At 43.7% G+C, this 20,996-nt stretch carries 16 protein-coding genes; 4 read left to right on the top strand and 12 right to left on the bottom strand.

Annotation, left to right across the window (positions count from 1 at the left end):
* Positions 1–112: 112 nt before the first annotated feature.
* From INT03_RS06695 to INT03_RS06680, 4 genes are all read right to left on the bottom strand, one after another.
* A complete protein-coding gene (locus INT03_RS06695) occupies positions 113–1,924 on the bottom strand; it encodes an efflux transporter outer membrane subunit (RefSeq protein ID WP_193008335.1) in 1,812 nt (603 codons plus the stop codon).
* Positions 1,921–5,151, bottom strand: a complete 3,231-nt coding sequence (locus INT03_RS06690) for an efflux RND transporter permease subunit (RefSeq protein WP_193008334.1) — start codon at positions 5,149–5,151, stop codon at positions 1,921–1,923. The genes INT03_RS06695 and INT03_RS06690 overlap by 4 nt, the downstream gene beginning before the upstream one ends.
* Before the next feature lie 34 nt (positions 5,152–5,185).
* Entirely contained in the window at positions 5,186–6,583 is a 1,398-nt protein-coding gene (locus tag INT03_RS06685) for an efflux RND transporter periplasmic adaptor subunit (protein WP_193008333.1), read from the bottom strand.
* A 620-nt stretch (positions 6,584–7,203) separates the two neighbouring features.
* Positions 7,204–8,229, bottom strand: coding sequence for a polyprenyl synthetase family protein (locus INT03_RS06680; protein WP_193008332.1), 1,026 nt, complete (start codon positions 8,227–8,229; stop codon positions 7,204–7,206).
* Between the two features lie 551 nt (positions 8,230–8,780).
* On the opposite strand from INT03_RS06680, the gene rplU reads away from it, so the two are divergent.
* From rplU to lolA, 3 genes are all read left to right on the top strand, one after another.
* Positions 8,781–9,092, top strand: coding sequence for a 50S ribosomal protein L21 (gene rplU, locus INT03_RS06675; protein ID WP_010199185.1), 312 nt, complete (start codon positions 8,781–8,783; stop codon positions 9,090–9,092).
* Positions 9,093–9,183: 91 nt separating this feature from the next.
* A complete protein-coding gene (gene rpmA, locus INT03_RS06670; RefSeq protein WP_055123782.1) occupies positions 9,184–9,441 on the top strand; it encodes a 50S ribosomal protein L27 in 258 nt (85 codons plus the stop codon).
* 453 nt (positions 9,442–9,894) lie between these two features.
* The gene (gene lolA, locus INT03_RS06665) at positions 9,895–10,581 is read left to right on the top strand and encodes an outer membrane lipoprotein chaperone LolA (RefSeq protein ID WP_193008349.1); all 687 of its coding nucleotides are present in this window, start codon (positions 9,895–9,897) and stop codon (positions 10,579–10,581) included.
* Between the two features lie 185 nt (positions 10,582–10,766).
* Here the strand turns inward: lolA and scpB are convergent, their stop codons facing one another.
* The 8 genes from scpB to mrdA all read right to left on the bottom strand — a co-directional run bounded on the left by scpB (position 10,767) and on the right by mrdA (position 18,722).
* A complete protein-coding gene (gene scpB / locus INT03_RS06660; protein WP_390890579.1) occupies positions 10,767–11,312 on the bottom strand; it encodes an SMC-Scp complex subunit ScpB in 546 nt (181 codons plus the stop codon).
* 136 nt (positions 11,313–11,448) lie between these two features.
* The gene (locus tag INT03_RS06655; protein WP_226950294.1) at positions 11,449–12,255 is read right to left on the bottom strand and encodes a segregation and condensation protein A; all 807 of its coding nucleotides are present in this window, start codon (positions 12,253–12,255) and stop codon (positions 11,449–11,451) included.
* A gap of 158 nt (positions 12,256–12,413) precedes the next feature.
* Positions 12,414–13,499 carry a tryptophan--tRNA ligase gene (locus tag INT03_RS06650; RefSeq protein ID WP_193008330.1) on the bottom strand — a complete coding sequence of 362 codons (1,086 nt, stop codon included), beginning with the start codon at positions 13,497–13,499 and terminating at the stop codon, positions 12,414–12,416.
* Between the two features lie 155 nt (positions 13,500–13,654).
* Positions 13,655–14,746 (bottom strand): lipid A biosynthesis acyltransferase, encoded by a 1,092-nt coding sequence (locus tag INT03_RS06645; protein WP_193008329.1) that lies wholly within the window; start codon positions 14,744–14,746, stop codon positions 13,655–13,657.
* Positions 14,747–14,977: 231 nt separating this feature from the next.
* Positions 14,978–15,364: a 30S ribosomal protein S9 gene (rpsI, locus tag INT03_RS06640; protein ID WP_045451158.1), complete on the bottom strand. Its 387-nt coding sequence runs from the start codon at positions 15,362–15,364 to the stop codon at positions 14,978–14,980.
* Positions 15,365–15,374: 10 nt separating this feature from the next.
* The gene (gene rplM / locus INT03_RS06635; RefSeq protein WP_045447009.1) at positions 15,375–15,803 is read right to left on the bottom strand and encodes a 50S ribosomal protein L13; all 429 of its coding nucleotides are present in this window, start codon (positions 15,801–15,803) and stop codon (positions 15,375–15,377) included.
* Positions 15,804–16,013: 210 nt separating this feature from the next.
* A complete protein-coding gene (gene rsmD / locus INT03_RS06630) occupies positions 16,014–16,700 on the bottom strand; it encodes a 16S rRNA (guanine(966)-N(2))-methyltransferase RsmD (protein ID WP_193008328.1) in 687 nt (228 codons plus the stop codon).
* 36 nt (positions 16,701–16,736) lie between these two features.
* Positions 16,737–18,722 carry a penicillin-binding protein 2 gene (gene mrdA, locus INT03_RS06625; RefSeq protein ID WP_193008327.1) on the bottom strand — a complete coding sequence of 662 codons (1,986 nt, stop codon included), beginning with the start codon at positions 18,720–18,722 and terminating at the stop codon, positions 16,737–16,739.
* A 478-nt stretch (positions 18,723–19,200) separates the two neighbouring features.
* Between mrdA and INT03_RS06620 the strand changes: the two genes are divergently transcribed.
* Positions 19,201–20,535 (top strand): hypothetical protein, encoded by a 1,335-nt coding sequence (locus INT03_RS06620; RefSeq protein WP_087815527.1) that lies wholly within the window; start codon positions 19,201–19,203, stop codon positions 20,533–20,535.
* The last annotated feature ends 461 nt before the right edge of the window (positions 20,536–20,996 follow it).

Raw genomic sequence — 20,996 nt, 5'->3', positions numbered from 1 at the left:
ACTATAACTAAAAGCGCCTTAAAAAAGCAAAAAGCCCTACCAAGTCGGTAGGGCTTTTTGTACTTATCGACTATCAATGTGAAGGAAATCACCTCACACTATTTATCAGTATTTAAGGCTCAACGATCTGCGTGACCGGTACTTGCTCAACACTGGTTTCGTTATACGTCGTCTGTTTGGTAACGACTCCTACGGCAGCATCTTTTTTGCCATCATTATTGACGTCAACGACAGCGGTCGGCTCAAAGGTAGCCGTTTCCGATGGTTGCGCTTGTTTAATGGCGTTTGCTTCTTGTGCAGAAGCAACCCGCGCTGAGCTAGCCGCATCGATAGCATTCGCCGCTTTTGCTTTATTACTATTGGCCGGTAGATTCACTAGTTGCACTAAGTTTTTATGCGGTACAGGAATCTCCGTTGGTACATCCAAATTAGCACCGCCACCCAGCACTTGGTATAGCTCGACTTGGCTCACAATTTTTTGTAGCTCTAAATCCAAAATACCTTGCTGCGTTGAGAACAATGAACGCTGTGCATCTAACACATCTAGATAGTTGGCAATACCTGCTTTAAAGCGTGCATCTGCTATCTGGAATGTTTGTTCAAAGTTATCTTGTAGACGGTATTGTGCTTCGAGCTGCTCACCCAGCGTGGCTCGTGTCGCGAGTACGTCTGACACTTCACGGAATGCGGTTTGGATCGATTTCTCGTAGCCTGTGAGCGTTTGTTCACGCTCAATTTTAGCCACATCGTAATTGGCGTCTAAGCGACCAGCGTCAAAGATAGGCACGCTAATGCTTGGGCCAAACGACCAACCGACAGCGCCGCTTTTGAATAAGTCATCTAAACTGCCGCTACTAACCCCAATGCTACTTGCTAAGCTGATAGACGGGAAATAAGACGCTCGTGCCACTTCGATATTGGCTCCAGCGGCTTTTAGGTTGTATTCTGCTTGCAGTACATCTGGGCGATAACGTAGCAACTCACTTGGTAAGCCTGCACTAAATATCTGCTGGCTAGTGATGTTGCTGACTGCTGGTGTTGGAATTAGATTGGTTGGAATCGGTCCACCCACCAAGAACTGTAAGGCGTTACGTGATTTTAAAATGCTGCTTTGTGCCCGTAGGACAGCAAGTTTGGCATTTTCTAATGACGCACTGGCTTGCAAAGATGGCAGCTTCGGATCAATGCCTGCTTCAAAGCGTTTATCAGCGATAAACAGGGACTTTTCACGACTCTCAACCGTCGCTTCTGCCAGCTTTAACTGCGCTAAGCTATAGCTCAAGTTGGCATAGCTCTGAGCGATATTACTAATCAAGCTGATTTGGGTCGAATCTTTGGCCGCTGTAGTGGCTAAGAAATTCTGTAGCGCTTGATCTTTTAAGCTAGCAATTTTGCCCCAAAAGTCCAACTCGTAATTAGCCAACCCTAGGTTGACGTTATAACTACTATTGGGGTTTTTGTCGGTTCTATTTTGTGCTTGACGCGTGTATCCACCATTACCATTAATCGCTGGTAGATCATTAAGATCGGTAATTTGATACTGTGCGCGTGCTTTCTCGATTGCTAAACGAGCACTTTCAAAATCTTTGTTGTTCTCTAACCCTAAAGCAATCAAGCCCTTTAAACGCTCATCGCTATAAAAATTCTGCCAGCGTTGACCCGCAATACTTGCTTGATCAGCGCTACTAACCGTTTCTTTATCGAATGCCCCATAGGTTTGTTCGATAGGGATATTTGGCTCAGCAAGCACAGGGCGCATATCTGCTTTTGGAATCGTGTTACAAGCAGCCATGCTCATCGCTAAAACGGTCAAGCCGATTAGGCGACCAGCATTTCTGCGCATATGTGAGCCCGCTGGTTGCGCAGTGATAGCAATGTTTGCTACCGCTGCTGAGTTGGTGTTATATGTTTTCTGAACACTCATTGTGTATTGTCTCCAAAGCTTGCAGGCTGATAATTCTCAGAAGGCGTTGGGTTTTTCGGGTCAGGCGTACTATTATCATCATCTTTATCGTTTGGTTTATTATTCTCGTATTTGTACGGGAACATACTACGTACCCAAATATAAAACATGGGAATAAAGAAGATACCTAACAATGTCGCGGTCACGACGCCACCTAGTACACTGGTACCGATGGCATTTTGACTGCCTGAACCAGGACCTGTGGCGATAAATAATGGCACAACACCCAGTCCAAAGGCAAGCGAGGTCATGATAATCGGGCGCAAACGTTGACGCGCGGCTGTCATGACGGCTTCTCTCAGACTATAGCCTTCCTCTTGGTGCTCTTTTGCAAACTCAATGATCAAGATAGCATTTTTAGCGGATAGACCAACGACTGTGAGTAGACCTACCTGCAAATAAATATCGTTATTAAAGCCACGTAGCCAAGTAAAGATGACTGCACCTAATACCCCAAGTGGAATGACCAATAGCACAGAGAAGGGGATAGACCAGCTTTCATACAAGGCTGCTAGACATAAGAATACCACCAAGATTGAAAGCGCGTATAGCATCGGCGCTTGAGCACCTGACTTTTGCTCTTCAAGTGACATACCCGTCCACTCATAGCCCACACCTTCGGGCAGATTCTCCATCATTGCTTCCATTGAACTCATCGCTTCACCCGTACTTAGACCGGGTGCAGCACTACCTTGAATATTCATCGATGGTAAGCTGTTATAACGGGTCAGACGCGGTGAGCCAGATTGCCATTCGCTGCTAGAAAACGCATCAAATGAAATCATTTCACCTACATCGTTGCGTACATACCATTTAGCAATATCTTCAGGGTTAGTGCGGCTGCTTGGTTCACCTTGAACAAAGACGCGTTTAATACGCCCGCGATCGACGAAGTCATTAATATAACTTGAGCCCCAAGCGGTAGAAATAACGCTATTAATACTAGCAAGTGATAAGCCATAAGCAGCGGCCTGCTCTTGATTAATATTCACTTTTAACTGCGGTGCATCTTCTTGACCATTTGGACGAACGCCTGCGACTTTGTCGTTTTGCGCAGCCATGCCAAGCAGCATATTACGTGCTTCGAGTAGACCCTCATGTCCAAGGTTACCGGTGTCTTGAATCATTAAGTCAAAACCACTGGCGTTACCAAGTTCGGTAATGGCTGGCGGTACAATCGCAAATACTTGTGCTTCATTTAGTTGGGTAAAGAAGTAACCCATGGCGCGATCAGCGACAGCCTGTGCAGTGTTTTCTTCACCGGGACGATCAGCCCAATCCGATAAACGTACAAAGGCCAGTCCCATATTCTGCCCTTGTCCTGCAAAACTGAAACCTGCGATCGTAAAGACTGAAGCGATATTATCGCCTTCTTGGGTACTGTAATAATCACTGACTTTATCGAGCACTTCTTGCGTTTCATCAAGCGTCGCACCAGCAGGTAACTGAACCAAGGTAAACATAATACCTTGATCTTCTTCTGGTAAGAACGAGCCGGGAATACGTAAGAATACCACTGCCATAATACCGATAATGGCAGCATAAAGAATTAAGTATAGCCACTTCAAGCGGAAACTTTTGCCAACTAAATTCTCGTAACTACGACTGACTTTATAAAACGAGCGGTTAAACCAACCAAAGAAGCCTTTTTGCTCTTCTGTATTGCCTTTATCATGGCTCTTGCTACGCTTGAGTAAGGTCACACAAAGGGCAGGGGTAAAGATAAGCGCTACTAAGGCTGATAGCACCATACTGGTAATCAAGGTGATAGAGAACTGACGATAAATCACACCTGTTGAGCCACCGAAGAATGCCATCGGTACGAATACGGCAGATAGAATCAGCGCAATACCAATAACGATTTTACTAATCTCGCCCATCGATTGTACGGTAGCATCCTTAATAGAGATATCAGGATCTTCTTCCAAGATACGCTCGACGTTTTCGACAACGACGATCGCATCATCGACCAACAGACCGATGGATAGTACCATGGCAAACATGGTCAAGACGTTAATACTAAAACCAGCGATGTAAAGTACAGCGAAGGTGCCAAGTAGTACGACAGGTACGGCAAGAGTAGGAATGATGGTCGCACGCCAGTTCTGTAAGAAAACGAACATGACGATAAATACGAGAACAATTGCCTCAAGCAGTGTCATAACCACTTGTTCGATAGACAAGCGCACAAATGGTGTGGTGTCATAAGGGATAACGGATGTTAGACCTGCTGGGAAGTTTGCTTCCAGCTCTGCCATACGAGCCCCAACAGCTTCACGAGTTTCCAGTGCGTTTGCGCCACCCGCCAATGAAATACCAAGACCAGCTGCTTCTTTACCATTGTATAGCGACACTACGCCGTAGTCTGCACTACCAATCTCAACTTCTGCCACATCACCTAAACGCACTTTTGCGCCAGCGGTATCCGTTTTTAATAGAATGTTTTTAAATTCATCAGGCGTTTGTAGGTAGCTTTGAACCGTGACAGTCGCATTGATAACCTGTTGACTGGTATCAGCAGGTGCTTGACCTAGCTGACCGGCAGATACTTGGGCGTTTTGTGCACGTACTGCCTCAACCACATCCGCTGGCACCATGTTATAGCTACGTAAGCGCGCCGGATCTAACCAAATGCGCATGGCATAAGCAGAACCGAAAACTTGTACTTCACCAACACCTTCCACACGGCTTAACTGGTCAACAACGTTTGAGTTGACATAATCGGCGATATCCGCACGATCCATGCTGCCATCTTCAGAAATAAAACCTTGCACCATTAAAAAGCTGCTAGAGGATTTATTAACGTTGACGCCTTGACGCTGTACCGACTCAGGTAGTGAGCTCATGGCGGCTTGGAGTTTGTTCTGCACCTGTACCTGTGCAGTATCAGAATCTGTACCATTTTCGAAAGTGAGCGTAATGGATGCAGCACCATTCGAGGAGCTCGATGACGACATATACATCAGACCATCAAGACCCTTCATGCGTTGCTCAATAATCTGAACGACTGAATCTTCAACCGTCTGAGCATTAGCACCAGGATAGCTTGCGCTGACTGAAATCGTCGGTGGTGCAATACGTGGATACTGCTCAATCGGTAAGTTAATGACCGATATCACCCCGATGAGCATGACTAAAATAGCCATAACCCATGCAAAAATAGGGCGATTAATAAAAAAACGTGACATAGTATATTCCTAGTCTTCCTATCTTTGAATGGAATTAGTTAGCGGTAGACTCTGCTGGTTTCTGAGCAGTGGCATCTTTGCTAGCTGGCTTATCCATCGCTTTAGCAGCTGGCGGCGGCGTCTGGGCATTAGAGGCACCTTCTTTAGCTGGTGCTGGGTTTGGATTCTCTAATGGCTTAACGACCACCTCTTGTTCAGGCTTAACTTTTGAGCCGCCGATAACAACTATCTTGTCCCCTGCTTGTAAGCCGTCAGTGACAACCCACTGGCCTTTATAAGTGCCATTAATAGTGACAGGACGTACTTGGATTTTATTATTTTCATCAACGATGTAAACTTGCGTCTCACTTTTCGGTGTACGCATTACGGCGCTTTGCGGTACCAATGCAGCATTGGTAATCACGCTCTGTGTCAAACGTGCCGTCACATACATACCAGGCAGCAAGATGTTATTGCTGTTAGGGAAAATAGCACGCAAGGTCACAGCGCCTGTTGATTCATCAACCTTTGCTTCAGATAAAGCGAGCTTGCCGCGTGCTGGGTAGACTGAGCCATCTTCTAATACCAACTCAACCGAGTTCATTCCTGCTTGTGCTTTGCCTTCAGCGATTTGCTGACGCAGTTTTAATAGCTCAGAGGATGATTGACTGATATCAACATAGATAGGGTCCAAGCGTGAGATAGTCACCAGCGGATCAGCCTGACCTGCGCTGACCAAAGTACCAGCGGTGACACTAGAACGGTCAGTACGACCCGATAGCGGGGCACGTACGATGGTACGGTTAAGATCTAGATTACTAGCATCTAACCCCGCTTGAGCAGTCTGAATGCCTGCTTTTGCACTTTCGATGCCTGCTTGTGTCTGTCCAACAGCGGCGGCCGCACTTTGTACCGCTGCTTGTGCAGTACGTACTTGTGTTTGTGCCTGCTCATACTGCTGCTTTGAGATGGCGTCGATGCTGACCAAGCCTTGTAAGCGCTGTAAATCATTTTGCGCTTGTGCTAATGATGCTTGACGGCTGGCTAGCTCGGCTTTTGCATTGGCATTATTTGCTTGTGCTGTCTGGTAATTTGCTTGTGCTTGTTGCACTGCTGCTTGACCACTGGTGACAGAAGAAGCGTAGTTATCAGTATTGATACGATAAAGTGGCTGGCCTTTTTTGACGTTGCCGCCTTCACGGAACAATACTTCGTCAATAACGCCATTAACTTGTGGGCGGACGTCGGCAGTCTGATAAGCCGTGGTACGTCCAGAAAAAGTCTGTACTTGGGGTACAGTATCGAGCGTGACAGTCTGGACGTTAACAACCGCAGGCGGCATCTGCTGCTGTGCGGCATCTGCGCCAGCGGCGTCCTCGTTTTTGTCACAGCCAATCAGTACAGCTCCAGATAGTACAGATGCTATTACAAGCGCAAGAGTAGAGTGCTTCATCAATGTCCTCGGCAATAGGTATAAAATAAGTAATGACAGTATAAAAAGTTTATCAATAAATCTAAGCGTATTGAATATAAAAATGAGTATTGATTCTAATGATCTTTACTTTCTCGGCTAAATTTGTTCTTAATAATATGAATTTAGCCAAACATCACTATTAGAACCTCTAATAGCGATATAAGTATCAAGTATCGGTGTAAGAATCTTAAGCATCAAAGCTGTAGCCAAACCACAACCTTGATTAGTAAAGTTAACGAGTAATTATAAACTATCGGGATAACCCCACAGTCAAGTAGTTGATCGCAGGATTTATGGTTAGAAATCGTAATATCAGCTTTTGTGAATGCATTAAATGCTGTCATGGCAAGCGCCATCTTCATTAACAGCTAATGTACAGTCATACAACGGTCAATGAGAAATAATTGTAAACTTTTGTGAAAATAGCATAACCATATAGATTGTAAGGTCTTTAATGAATGATAAATAAGGTTTGCCAACAAAACAAAAACTTTAGCAACTATTAACTGTGACCATTAACACAATTACTCATTAATGGTCTTTATCAACAGCTAATGGCTACTATCCGCAAGTATTGACAACTGTTATGACGATACTGACTACAGCAAGCGTGCGCTAGCCAATTCAGTCAATTGATATAAGCCTGTGCGATAACGATTGTCAGGTAACGTACTCAGTGCTTGTTGCGCCAGCTTGGTTTCTTCCCAAGCCCGCTGCTTACAGTAATCTAATGATCCTGAGCGGCGCACTAACTCAATAAGCTGCTCAGCGTTCGGTGTCTTCCCAGTTTGTACAGCGACACGCAACTGCTCATAGCCTTTGATGTCGCTATCTTTTAGCAGCTCAAGCGCTTTGATGGTCGGTAGGGTTGGCTTACCTTCAGCGAGGTCGTCTCCTAGGTTTTTGCCCATTACCTCACTATCACCACTATAGTCGAGCACATCATCGATAATTTGAAAAGCATTGCCAAAGTGCTGACCAAAATCGCCTAAAGCCTGCATATACTCTATTCTGTCTTGTAAAATTGCAGCGCCTTGAGTCGCCATCATAAACAGCCGCGAGGTTTTACCGTCAATAATGCGCAAGTAGTCCTCTTCTGTCGCGGCAGGGTTGTGCTGATGCTGGAGCTGCAATACTTCGCCTTCAGCGATATCGCAGGTGCCATCTGAGAATACTTGCAACAGTGGTAAGCTTTGGAAGCCAACTAATAAATTAAAGGCGCGAGCAATCAGATAGTCACCGACTAGTACCGCGGTGGCATTATCCCAAGTGGCATTAGCAGTTGGCTTACCACGGCGCTGTCCTGACTCATCAATCACATCGTCATGAACCAAGGTCGCTGTATGCAGCATTTCAGTAATAGCGGCTAGATGCATGGCTTTTTCTGAGGGCTTGTCCTCAAACATGCGTGCACATAACAAGGTAATCAGCGGGCGCATACGTTTGCCACCAGCATTGATTACATGCTGCGAGACGCTCATTACCAGCTGAACTTTGGAATTAAGATTACCGAATACTTGCTTGTCCATAATCTCAAAATCATCCGCCACGATACTTTGAATATCAGCATAATTAGGCGTTGATTGAGTCATTGAATCTGTTTTATGTGAAGGGATGCTGGTCATAATAAATAGTCATATTAATAAGAATAAAGAGAATTTTTTATAGCCTTAGTTTTATAGATAGGTCAGGCATTATTTTCTATAATAGCATAGCTATGCCTTTAGATTGTGGGTTAAAACGTGCCTAAAACATCGCGCCTATCTTTTGCATAAGATTTACTATATATAGAAATTGACATAAAAACTGTAAAAATTGGCTGAAATTTCACTAGAATTAATGGTCATTTATCGGTGACATTTAAGGTCGTTTAAGAGATGTATAAAAGGCTGTAAGTCGCTGATTATATAAGTTATAATAGCCGCTATTATTATATAGTGTTTTTTTGTTGGAGTAGCATCTTGGATGCGCTCTTAATCAGCAGTAGATATAATAAAAAGTGAGGTGGTTATTCGTGTAACTGCCTTACAAAAACCAGTTAAACAAGTGAGATAGACGGCTTGCTTTTATGAGCAAAAAGCCGTAAAATCTTGCCTTTAATTTTTCCCTGTCGTGTTCGTCGTAAAAGCGTTGGTATAACATCAGCCACGGCACACGGGTTAAACGGAGTCATACAATGTACGCAGTAATCAAAACTGGTGGTAAACAGCACCGTGTAGTTGTCGATGAGTTGCTTAAAGTTGAACTACTAAAAGCAGAAACTGGCGCAACAATTAAATTCGAAGATGTGTTGATGATTGTTGACGGCGAGACTGTCAAAATCGGTCAGCCTATCGTTGAAGGTGCTAGCGTTGAAGTTGAAGTGGTTGAACATGGTCGCGGCGAAAAAATTCGTATCGTTAAGCACAACCGTCGTAAGCATTATCACAAAGAGCAAGGTCACCGCCAATGGTATACCTTGTTAAAAATCAAAGCTATTAATGCCTAATTATCCACTTAGCAATTACTGCTAAATAGTGCACTAAATGCTTAAGAGTTATCGCATCAGCGATAAGTCAAATTAACAAGGAGATTTTCCCATGGCACATAAGAAAGCTGCCGGTTCAAGCCGTAATGGTCGTGATTCAAACCCAAAAATGCTAGGCGTTAAAATCTTTGGTGGCCAAGCTATCACAGCTGGTAACATCATCGTTCGTCAACGTGGTACAGAATTCCACGCAGGCGAAGGCGTTGGCATGGGTCGTGATCATACTTTATTTGCACTGAATGACGGTGTAGTAAAGTTTGCGACCAAAGGTAAGTTCAACCGTCGTTATGTAATGGTTGAAAGCGCATAATTGCCCATCTAGGTTATTTTAGTCAAAGACTAAAATAATCCGATGACTAAAAGCCTCTATTACCGTTTGGTAGTAGGGGCTTTTTTTTAGTTATTTTCGTAGGGGTTAAGGATGCTAAATTGGCTTTATGCTGCTAAACAATATTAGTAAATAACGTTAGAAAATAATGAATAGTCAAAAAACTCACCATCCATGCGCTTTACGATTGTGTAGCCACTTATGATCACAAAAATGCTCAAAAGAGTAGTTACAAGCGTGTATGGCAGCGGTAGTAAAGATTGCAAATCATGACTAGGCGTGTAATAAAAAAACTGGCACACTGTTGTCATTGTTTATAAGCACCCGTTTTATGGTTGCTAGATAAACATTTATGGAAAACAAAAATTTTAATAAGATGTCTTATTTTAAAGCGACAATTTTTAAGCGATTATGCATTTTTAGAGAGGATTTATGATGACTTTATTAACCAACAAAACAACTTTAAAACAAAAAATGATGAACGGTGCTTTAGCTGGTGTATTAATGACATCGCTTGGTGTTGCAGCCCCGATGATGGTATTGACACAATCAGCTACTGCTGCACCAGCTGATAATTTGACCGCTGCCAAACGTTTAAACAAGCTGCTGACAAATACCAAAAGCATGACGGCTAACTTTAGCCAAACGACCAAAGGTGCCAACAGTGGTACTTTTACGGGTACGATGAGTGTACAACGCCCAAATAATTTCCGCTGGGAAACAAAGTCGCCATCACAGCAACTGATCGTCGCTAATGGTAACTCCATGTGGGTTTATGACAAGGATTTAGAGCAAGCGACCAAGCAAAACGTTGACAGCCAAGTTGGCAATACACCAGCACTGCTGTTATCAGGCGACCCAAGCCAAATTGACAAGAATTTTAAAATTACCCAGCCATATGACAATAAAAATTACTACGTGCTGTACCCAAAATCAGACAGTGCCAGCTTTAAGAGCTTATCAATGAGTTTTAGTGGTGGGAAGCCAGTAATGATGGTGCTAAATGACAGCCTTGGTCAAACCACTTCCATCAAATTCAGTAGTATCAAACTAAACCCAAGCATCAGTAGCAGTCAGTTTAAGTTTACGCCACCAAAAGGCGTTGATGTTATCAATCAATAATAGGCCGTTAGCAAGAGCCAATTATTAATGGCTAATCAACGGCTTTATTGATTAAATAAAAAAGACAGATCCTATGCGATCTGTCTTTTTTTTTGAATAAAGATTCTCTGGAGAATAATGCTAAATCTTTTCTATACTATGTTTTAATTGCTTAACGCTTTTTAAAGGCTTCACGCTCTAAAGGCTTAAGACATCGCTTTGATGGCGCTGATATCTGGCATCGGTGGTAACTCGCTCAACTCACTCAGTCCAAAGGCATCTAAAAATTGTGGCGTGGTATGTAGCAATGCTGGGCGACCCAAGGTTTCCTTGTAGCCCTTCTCTTCAATCCAGCCTTTATCGAACAACTGACGCAGTATATTGCTCGATAGCGTGACACCGCGCACGTGCTCTATGTCGCTACGAGTCACTGGCTGCTTGTAAGCAATCACACTAAGCGTCTCAAGTAAGGCTTGGCTCAGGCGTTCTTGGCGCTGCGGGAAGACGCGTTGAATTAATGCACTATAGTTATTCGCGATTTGCAGTCGATAACCGCTGGCAGTTTCGTGCAAGCTTAGTACGCCCATATCCAAGCGCTGTCTTAGTAGCGCCAAAGCCTGTGTTAGCTCTTTAGCCGTTAAAGACAGGTGTTTTCTTAAGACAGTGGCGGTGAGGGGCGCTTCGGACGCATGTAATAGCACTTCGATATGCTTGCTTAAGTCTTCTAGATGCTGTCGCTGCTCATCGGTCAATGACAGTAAAGCGCTAGATAATGAGGGTGGTTTGTCATAATCTTGCTTGGTATTGTCAGTATCTGTCATTAGAAAGCGACTCTTTTTAAATGATAATGTGTATCGATATTTATAGGAATAGACAGGTCGATAATAACTATGCCAACCACTGTAACGTTAAGGGTTTAATATGACTGTCTTCAGCATCATTATTGTCAGTGGTAGGGTGACTTTCTAACTCAGTATTTACGATACCAACCAACTGTCGTTTTATCAGCTCTAGTATGGCGACGAAGCTGACAACCACACCTATTTTACCTTGTGTTTTATCTAGTAGCTCATAAAAAGAGTGCTCACCATCCGTACTGAGCTGTCGGCTAATACTGGCAATACGATCAGCAAGGGGAACAGCGTCGACTTTAATGGTATGCATTTGATAATCGGGCTGCAGTTGCATTTTAAATAAGCTGTCAATCAAAAGGTTTGGCGAATAGCTAGGTAATTCCGCATTCATGACGTCTTGACCGGGCATACTGACCATGGCTAAAAACACATCACGCTCAAGACGCACCAGATTATCTAAGCGTTGACTGGCTACTTTGATTTGCGCATATTCTTCAAGGCGCTCAATCAGTTCTGCTTTTGGATCACGCTCATCGCTCGGAGTTTCAGGTTTGGGCAGCAACAGCTCGGTTTTAATGGCAATCAACGTGGACGCCATCAACAGATAATCGCCTGCCAATTCAAAATGCTCGGTATCTAATTCGCTGATGTAAGCCAAATACTGCTCAGTTATGGGTAGTATCGGCATTTGGGTCAGATCAACATTATTTTTTTTGACCAAATATAATAAAAAGTCTAATGGTCCGGCAAACTGCTCAAGCCAAATGGCAAAGGCTTGCGGCGGCACATAGAGATCTTCTGGTAGATGTTGTACGGATGTCTGGTAAATGCGTAAAGACATATCATTGATAACTGAGCCGTCGTGCGCGCGCTTAATATCTAAAGAATCAGAGGCTTGAGGCACAGTTAAAAGAAGAGCGGCTTTTGGTAAAGCCGCTTGTTCATTTTTTAGCTCAGTCTGCACGCTTAGTATCCATCTTGGTTAACATAATCAAATGATTATTTAAGTTTGGCAAGTGGACGGATACCAATGGCACGACGCGCTTTATCTAGTTGCTTACGGCTATGACGACGGGCTTTTTCTGCACCCATTTGTAAGATTTCTTCTAGCTCTTTTGGGTTAGCCATAAGATGCTCATAACGCGCGCGGAAGGGTGCTATTTCCGTATTTATTTTCTCAAACAGGGCTTGCTTGGCATCGCCCCAGCCAATACCAGCAGCAAACTGCGCGCGCATATCGGCAATCTCAGCAGGGGTCGCAAAGGCTTTATAAATCTCAAAAATAGCCGAGTCGTCAGGGTCTTTTGGCTCAGCAGGTAATTGTGAGTTGGTCACAATTTTCATGATGGCCTTATGCATCTGCTTTTCGGCGCTAACTTGTGGATTAGAATCACCAAATAGCGGAATGGTGTTGCCATAGCTCTTACTCATCTTGCGACCATCCAAACCCGTTAGTAATGGGATATCGTCATCTACAACGGCAAATGGTAAGGTAAAGAGCGTTTTATAGCGATGATTAAAGGTACCAGCAATATCACGTGCCATTTCAACATGCTGAATTTGGTCGCGACCGACAGGCACATGTGTGGCATTAAACATCAAGATATCTGCTGCCATGAGTACAGGGTAGCCAAACAATCCCATGTTGATACCTTGATCAGGATCGACGTCTTCTTTTTTCATATTAATATCAACAGCTGCTTTATAAGCATGAGCACGATTCATTAAACCTTTGGCACATGAGCAGTTCAAAATCCAAGCAAGCTCTGGTATTTCCGGCACATCTGATTGACGGTAAAAAGTGACGCGCTCAGGATCAAGTCCACAGGCAAGCCAAGTCGCTGCAATGGCTTTGGTCGATTCATGAATAATAGCAGGATCATAACAGCCGATAATGCCATGGTAATCTGCTAAAAAAAAGAATGCTTCGTCATCACTGTTTTGGATAGACTGAATGGCTGGACGAATCGCGCCAACGTAATTTCCTAAATGTAAGGTACCCGTCGGTTTGATGCCCGTCAAAATACGCTTGGCTTGCGTTGAGTGATCAGGAGCTTGGTTGTCAGAAATATGAGTGTTATTCATGGTAAATCCATTATTTGGTTCATCAAGGTTTTATTTATAAAAGTTTTGTTTTTCAATTTATTATAAATTCATTGTTATTTATATGTAGGTAATATAAAAAATATAAGCTGCAAAGTATAGCAAATTTTCTGGCGATCTTTCGTAGCAATACACGCTTACTTATAGATATCAGTACGACCATCAGGACCATTTTTGAAACGACGATGGAACCACATCCACTGAGTGGGATCAATACGAATCAACCCCTCTAGCAACTCATTGACTCGCATCGCATCAGCCAATTCATCGTTACTTGGATAGTTTTGAATTTCTGGGGTAATCGTTAGATGATAGTGCGGGCGTTTGCCTTTGGGTAAACTGTCTGGTGTCTGCCGGTAAGTATGCAGCGCCATTAATGCGGGTGGATGTGCCTTGTCGCCCAATTTTGCCATGCGCCGTGATGCTGTAATAGTCGCTGCTGGCACACCAAAGAATGGTGCCATGACGCCTTGTTTTAGACCATAATCTTGGTCAGGTGAGTACCAAATCACGTGACCGGCTTTAATTGATTCAACAAAACTGCGCATGTCACGACTGGCTATTTGCTTGCTAAGAATACTGGCACGACCATTATAAACAAACCAATCAAGTAGCGCGTTATTCTGCGGTCGATACATCCCATCCATCGGAAAAAATTGCGTACAGAGCATGCCGCCCAGATCAAGCATCGTATAATGAGCGCCCAGTAAAATAACAGGACGACCCTCATTCTGTGCATTGATAACGTGCTGTAATCCTGAAATTGAAACGGTACGAGTAAAAACATTTGGACGATACCAAGCGCATAAGGTTTCAAAAACACCAATGCCCTGATTGACAAAGACTTGTTTTGCCATCAATTCGCGCTCGACGTCTGGTTTTTCTGGAAAAGCCAGTTTCAAATTGATAAGCGTATCACGCCGACGTGAGCCTGCTATTTTATAGATAAGTATGCCCAGCTGACGTCCCAGCCAAAACTGCCATCGTAGCGGCAAATATATGATGGGTAAGATCATTGCTGCCAATAGCCAAATGCCCCAATATTTAGGCAACAAAAACTGCCATTGAAAAGGCTTTTTTTCTATGGGTGCTGTGCGCTTATGATTTTGGGTAATCGTTGGCATGCCAGCAGGTATCGTTGGGGACTTAGCAGGCTGCTGTGTACTTGGCAGTGGCAGGCTGCTTTTGGCAGATGGTTTGCTGGGGTCGTATTGTTCAGGCGCTTTCATAAAATTGTTACTAATAATGAAAAGTTATCATCATGATGGGGTAGTCAGCATTGCTTTGCAAGGTGGTTTACGCACAAAATCACGAGCAAATGCAAAAGTCATCAGCCATAAAAAAACCTTATAAGCTGCGAACAGCTTATAAGGTTTTGCAAATCTACTCTTTTCTTTAATATTATGACTGTCGCTCTGAGATAAAGACAACAGCCGCAAAAAGATAAGAGATAGCTTTGATTAACGTTTCGAGAATTGTGGACGTTTACGTGCTTTACGTAGACCCAATTTCTTACGTTCAACTTGACGTGAGTCACGAGTAACAAAGCCAGCTGCTTTTAGTGCAGGTTTGTTGGCTTCGTTTAGCTCAATCAATGCACGCGTGATGCCGTGACGGATTGCGCCAGCTTGACCACTAATACCGCCACCTTTTACAGTGATGTAAAGGTCATAAGCAGTAGGTGAGTCAAGTAATTCTAGAGGCTGACGAACAACCATACGTGAAGTTTCACGGCTAAAATACTCATCAAGTGGCTTACCGTTAACAACGATGCTACCAGTACCTTTAGCTAAAAAGACACGAGCAGTAGACGTCTTGCGGCGACCAGTTCCGTAATTGCGTTCCATAAGTATATCCTTAGATGTCTAGTTCTTTAGGTTGCTGTGCAGTATGTGGATGTTCAGTACCCGCATATAGCTTCAGCTTCTTGATCATCGCATAGCCAAGAGGGCCCTTTGGAAGCATACCCTTAACTGCTTTGTGTAGAACATCTTCAGGCTTATGTGCAAGCAACTTACTGAAGTTGGTTTCCTTGATACCACCTGGGTAGCCACTGTGACGATAGTATTTTTTATCTTGCGCTTTTTTACCCGTTACCGTGATTTTATCAGCATTGATGACAACAATGAAGTCACCAGTGTCAACGTGCGGCGTAAAAGAAGGCTTATGCTTGCCACGTAAGCGACTAGCGATTTGAGTGGCTAAGCGACCAAGGGTTTTGCCGTCAGCATCTACGACATACCAGTCATGGGTCACTTCAGCTGGTTTTGCACTAAGTGTTTTCATGATAAAACCTTAAAATTAGAATTCGTTGAGAGTTTAGCTGGGAACGGGGCTCTCAAAAAACAGACTGCACATTATAAGCAGTAGTGCCTACGCTTGCAAGCTGCATTGGGGTTTATTTTCGCCTTATATACATTAAACTGCAGCGTTGGCCAGTTTTTAGCGGTTCTAAACATTTGTAAAATTTGTTAATGGCAGGCATTAACCCGACAATTATGACGATGATAAACGATAAAGTCCAGCAACAACTTGTCCAACCTTGGTCTGTTTGACACATTCAAAGCGGATTATTTGCTGAATAGTACCTGATTGGATATCTGGATTTTTATTAAGCGTCTCTTCCAGTTGCTTCAATTGGCTCTCTAAATCTTTATCCGCTTCTAGATAAATCAGGGTTTCACTATCAATTAATGACTGGGTAATCAATGCCATTAAAATAGGTTGCCACAGATCTTGAGCATACGGTGGATCGATAAATACAATATTAAAAGGGCGCGGAACAATCTGCTCTTGCATCAATACTCTCTCTGCAGTGCCTTGGATAATTTGATGGGTATCAGTGCTCAGATGCAACTGTTCAGCACTTTGACGTAGCATATTACTTTGCGCAGGATTTATTTCGATAAAGGTGGTATGCGCGGCACCACGAGACAGTGCTTCAAAACCTAAGACACCGCTACCGGCACAGCTATCAAGCACATAAGCGCCATGAATATCAGGAAGTAGCCAGCTAAACAGCGTCTCTCGCAAGCGATCTGGGGTCGGACGTAGACCCTCTGCGTCGATAAACCGTACAACACGGCGTTTAAACTGACCACCAATGATCCGCACGTCGCCCGCAGCTATATTTTTGCTCTTATGATTGTTCCTATGCTCGCGGCTGCTTATAGATTTTTTCATAATATTTATATGTACCGTATCTCGTTTAGCGTATTTTTACTCAGAGGTCGTAGTGGCCGTAGCTGCTTCCGCCTCTGCCTTTTCTTCTAGCGCTTTTTCTTCTTTTTCACGCTGGGCATCACGCATCAATTTTTCAAAAGCTTTTTGGCGTTTGATGACTTTTAGTTGATCAGCCGTTGGTGGCAAGATAGGGTCGTTTTTGCGCTGTAATATCCAGTAGTCAAATAGTGCGCGACCTATCGGTGCAGCGACTTTACTACCGCCACCGCCATTTTCGACCAATACGGCAAGCGCAATCTCAGGATTTTCTACGGGTGCAAAACCATTGAACCAAGCATGATCCCAGTGACGTTTGTCTATGGCAGATTTATCATAACGTTTGCCTTGCGCAATGGACTTGACTTGCGCAGTACCTGTTTTGCCCGCAATACGATAGCGCGGCGTATAAATCCCACGTCCAGTCCCCCTTTTGACTGTATCTTCCATCGCATCATGCATACGTAACCAGTCAGAGGGTTTGCCATTGTAGTCAATTTTACCATCTGGTTTAGTGATTACGTTAACTTGTGCTGCACCATCGCTACTTTTTAGTAGATGCGGAGTAATGTGATAGCCTTTATTCGCTGTCATGGCGGTTGCATTGGCAATCTGTAATGGTGTGGCTAAGAAATAACCCTGCCCGATACTGACTGAGATGGTTTCACCCGGCAACCAGCCTTTACCATAGGTGTCTTTTTTCCATTTCGGTGATGGCATAATTCCTGATTTTTCATTGGGCAAATCAATGCCTGTCGGCTCACCAAATCCAAAGCGTGTCATCCAATCGTGTAGGCGCTGGATGCCCATCTCATAGGCCAATTTATAATAATAGGTATCCACCGACATCATAATTGATTTTTTAAGATCTACTGACCCGTGACCACCGCGCTTCCAGTCACGGAATCGATGTGAGTCTCCCGGTAAGCTAAAATAACCGGGATCATAGATAGTGGTTTCCCAATTACGCAGCCCATAATGAATGCCGCCTAAGCCTTCAAAAGGCTTAATAGTGGAGGCAGGAGGATACATCCCTTGTAGCGCACGATTATAGAGCGGCTGATCCAGATCTTCACGCAGATTGCCATAATCCTTAAAGGAGATGCCTGAGATAAAAGGGTTGGGGTCATAGCTTGGATTACTGACAAACGCCAATACATCGCCATTTTTTGGATCGATTGCCACGATAGCGCCGCGACGACCGTCTAGCTGCTGCTGGGCGACTTGCTGTAAGCCATAATCTAAGCTCAGCGTAATGTCATTACCAGCTACGGGTGGTTTAGTGTCTAATTGACGCAAAATATTGCCAAGAGCATCGGTTTCTACCGACTGATAACCCGGTTGCCCTAGCAATATATCCTCGTAATAATCTTCGATACCGATTTTACCGATAAGGTCAGTGCCAGCGTAGCGATCTTTGTCAATGCGTTTGGTTTCTTTATCATTGATACGCCCAACATAGCCGATGACGTGTGCAAATAGCTCGTCATAAGGGTATGAACGTGTCAGCTTGCTTTGAATGGTCACACCGCGAAAAAAGGGTTTGCGCTCACTAAACTGCGCCAATTGGGCATCGGTTAAGTCAATTTTGATGGTCACAGGATCGTTTTTGCTTTTACTCAGTCGCGCTAAAATATCGGTAATATTCTCATCTGTTAGCTCAAAAATAGGCGCAAGCAAATTTAGCGTACGCTCTGGATTTTCGACTTCATCAGGGCTTAACATGGCCGTAAATACGGGCTGGTTGTCTGCCAGTATGATCCCATTGCGATCATAAATATAGCCGCGGCTGGGCGGTGCAGAGATCAGCTTAATACGGTTATTGTCTGCTTGCGTCGTATACTTATCGTGCGCATAGACTTGCAGGTAACCATAACGCACGATCAAGCCGCTCAATCCAATAAATATCAGAATTCCAAGGATAATAATACGACTGGTGAAAACACGATTGACCTGTTCAGTATTGGGGGTTAGCGGTTTATTCATAGAAAGTAAGAGCCCAAACGGTCAGTGAGTCAATAAAAGAGAGTAAAAGGGCAGGGTCGTTCATCAAAGTGCGGCGAGCATAAAGGATAATAATAAGAATTTCAATTACATGGACTGATATGAGTTGAAATAATAATCCCTCAATCTATATACAGCGATGTGCGGTCATACAATCACAAATTATAACAGAACAAATGAGCCGCCGCAGTACACCGCCATTTATTTTGTGGTCGTTATTATCTAAAGCGCCTGTAGATGATATTAATATTGTTACTATCGAAAGTAATAGTAAAACGTGTCATCCCTAGTCACAACTTACCTAGGCTCGACGTGTGCTAATGAATGGCAAGTATGCTAAAATCAGGCGATTTATTTGATAATAATTATCATGGGCAGAGCGGCTTTTTGTTAAGCGTTCTAATTTGCTAATCCTTTTTAATTAGCGACGACAATTAACCTGTCAGGGGCAAGATAAGTCATGGATGCAACTTCATTGTGGCAGACAATAGCTGAACACCCAGAGTTTTTTGCCATGCTGACTATTCCGCCTGTGACCGCATTTGTCACATGGATACACGTGTGGATGGCGCTTAAAATGCTGTTCTATCCGATTAAGTTTCGGGGTATTCGTATTCCAAACTTCCCGTTTTTTGGGTTGCCGGGTATTGGCTGGCAAGGTATCGTCCCACGAAAGGCTGGCAAGATATCAGGCGTTATCGTGGATCAAACGCTATCAAAGCTTGGTTCGCTTGATGAGTTCTTTCAGGCGATGGAACCTGAGCAGATGGCGGTATTTATCACGGATACCGTGGACAAAAACCTTGAAGCATTGATTGATGAAATTATGTTGGACCATTCGCCAGCGCTGTGGGGTAATCTGCCTTATGCGTTGAAGCGCCGTGTCTATGCTCAAGCGCATCAAGAGCTGCCCAATATCATGCAGTCTTTGGTGACTGACTTGACCCATAACGTCGAAGACTTGGTTGATATGCGCAAAATGATTGTTAACACGATGGAAAGTGATCGTCGTTTAATGGTCAATATGTTTTTGAAGGTTGGTCAAAAAGAGATCGATTTTATTTGGCATATCAGTGCTTTGATTGGTTTGGTCTTCGGTATTATCCAAATGTTTATATTTTTGGTGGTGCCGCAGCATTGGACAGTGCCGTTTTTTGCCGCTATTTGGGGTTTTCTTACCAATTGGATTGCTATTTGGATGGTGTTTAATCCTGTAGAGCCGCGATTTATTCCTTATGTGAAGTTTTTTGCCGTCCAGAGTCGCTTTCCCTTTATTAGACCGCAATTACCACATATCGCCCAGTACCGTTTGCAAGGCGGTTTTATGAAACGCCAAGAGGAGGTTTCTGAGGTTTTTGCTGAGATTGTCGTAAAAGATTTGGTGACGCTTGAGAACATCATGAATGAGATGATGTATGGCGACCGTGCTGCGCAAACGCGTGAGTTGATGAAGTCGCATTTATATAAAGTGCTAGAGTCGCCAGTGATTAGTACGACACTGCGCCTAGGCTTGGGTCGCCGCGAATATGGACAGCTAAAAAACACCATCATTGATAAGTCAATTGTTGCGACAATGGTGCCATTGCGAGATCCTGAGCTCAATGAAAGCCGTGCCAGTAAAATATTTGGGCTGTTTCGTGACCGTATTCGCGCGCTGACGCCAGATGAGTTTCAGAACTTATTACGTCCCGCTTTTCGTGAAGATGAAATGACATTAATCGTGTTGGGTGGTTTGACAGGGTTTTTAGCAGGCTGGTTGCATCTGGTCTTAGTGTTTTTTCCTGCGATTCAGTAATGACGCATTTTTTATGTCCTTTATACACATCGCATACAGAGTGGATACAGAAACGTGACAAGTTGACGCTAATGTACCTTGCTGTAAGCGCCCTCAGCTGCAATGGCTAATGGCGCTTTTATAATAAATAATACTAGGGCGTGTTGAATATTCGACCATGGCACTGACAGAGACTATTTTTTAACCATGAAATGGTAAAAAAGAGTCCTGTCTCTTCGAGCTGATGTGAAAACTGCCTCCCAGATCTATATGAGCAGTGCGTTATAAACCTAGTTAAGGCACGAGCATTACTGTCGTTTTACGCTTTGTCTAGAACAGTTTTCGCAATCAGCAGTGCCTATTTGTGAATGTTTAATACGCCCTGATAAAGACCAGCAGTATAAATACTCGTAGTAACGATTACTGGATACTTTCGAATATCCTAAAAAACCAATCCCTAAAATAAACAATGACCGTATTAA

The sequence above is a fragment of the Psychrobacter sp. PG1 genome, from assembly GCF_014897815.1.
In the GTDB taxonomy this organism is placed as follows: Bacteria; Pseudomonadota; Gammaproteobacteria; order Pseudomonadales; family Moraxellaceae; genus Psychrobacter.
Note: the sequence above shows the minus strand (reverse complement) of the source record. Positions and strands in the feature narration are given on the sequence as shown.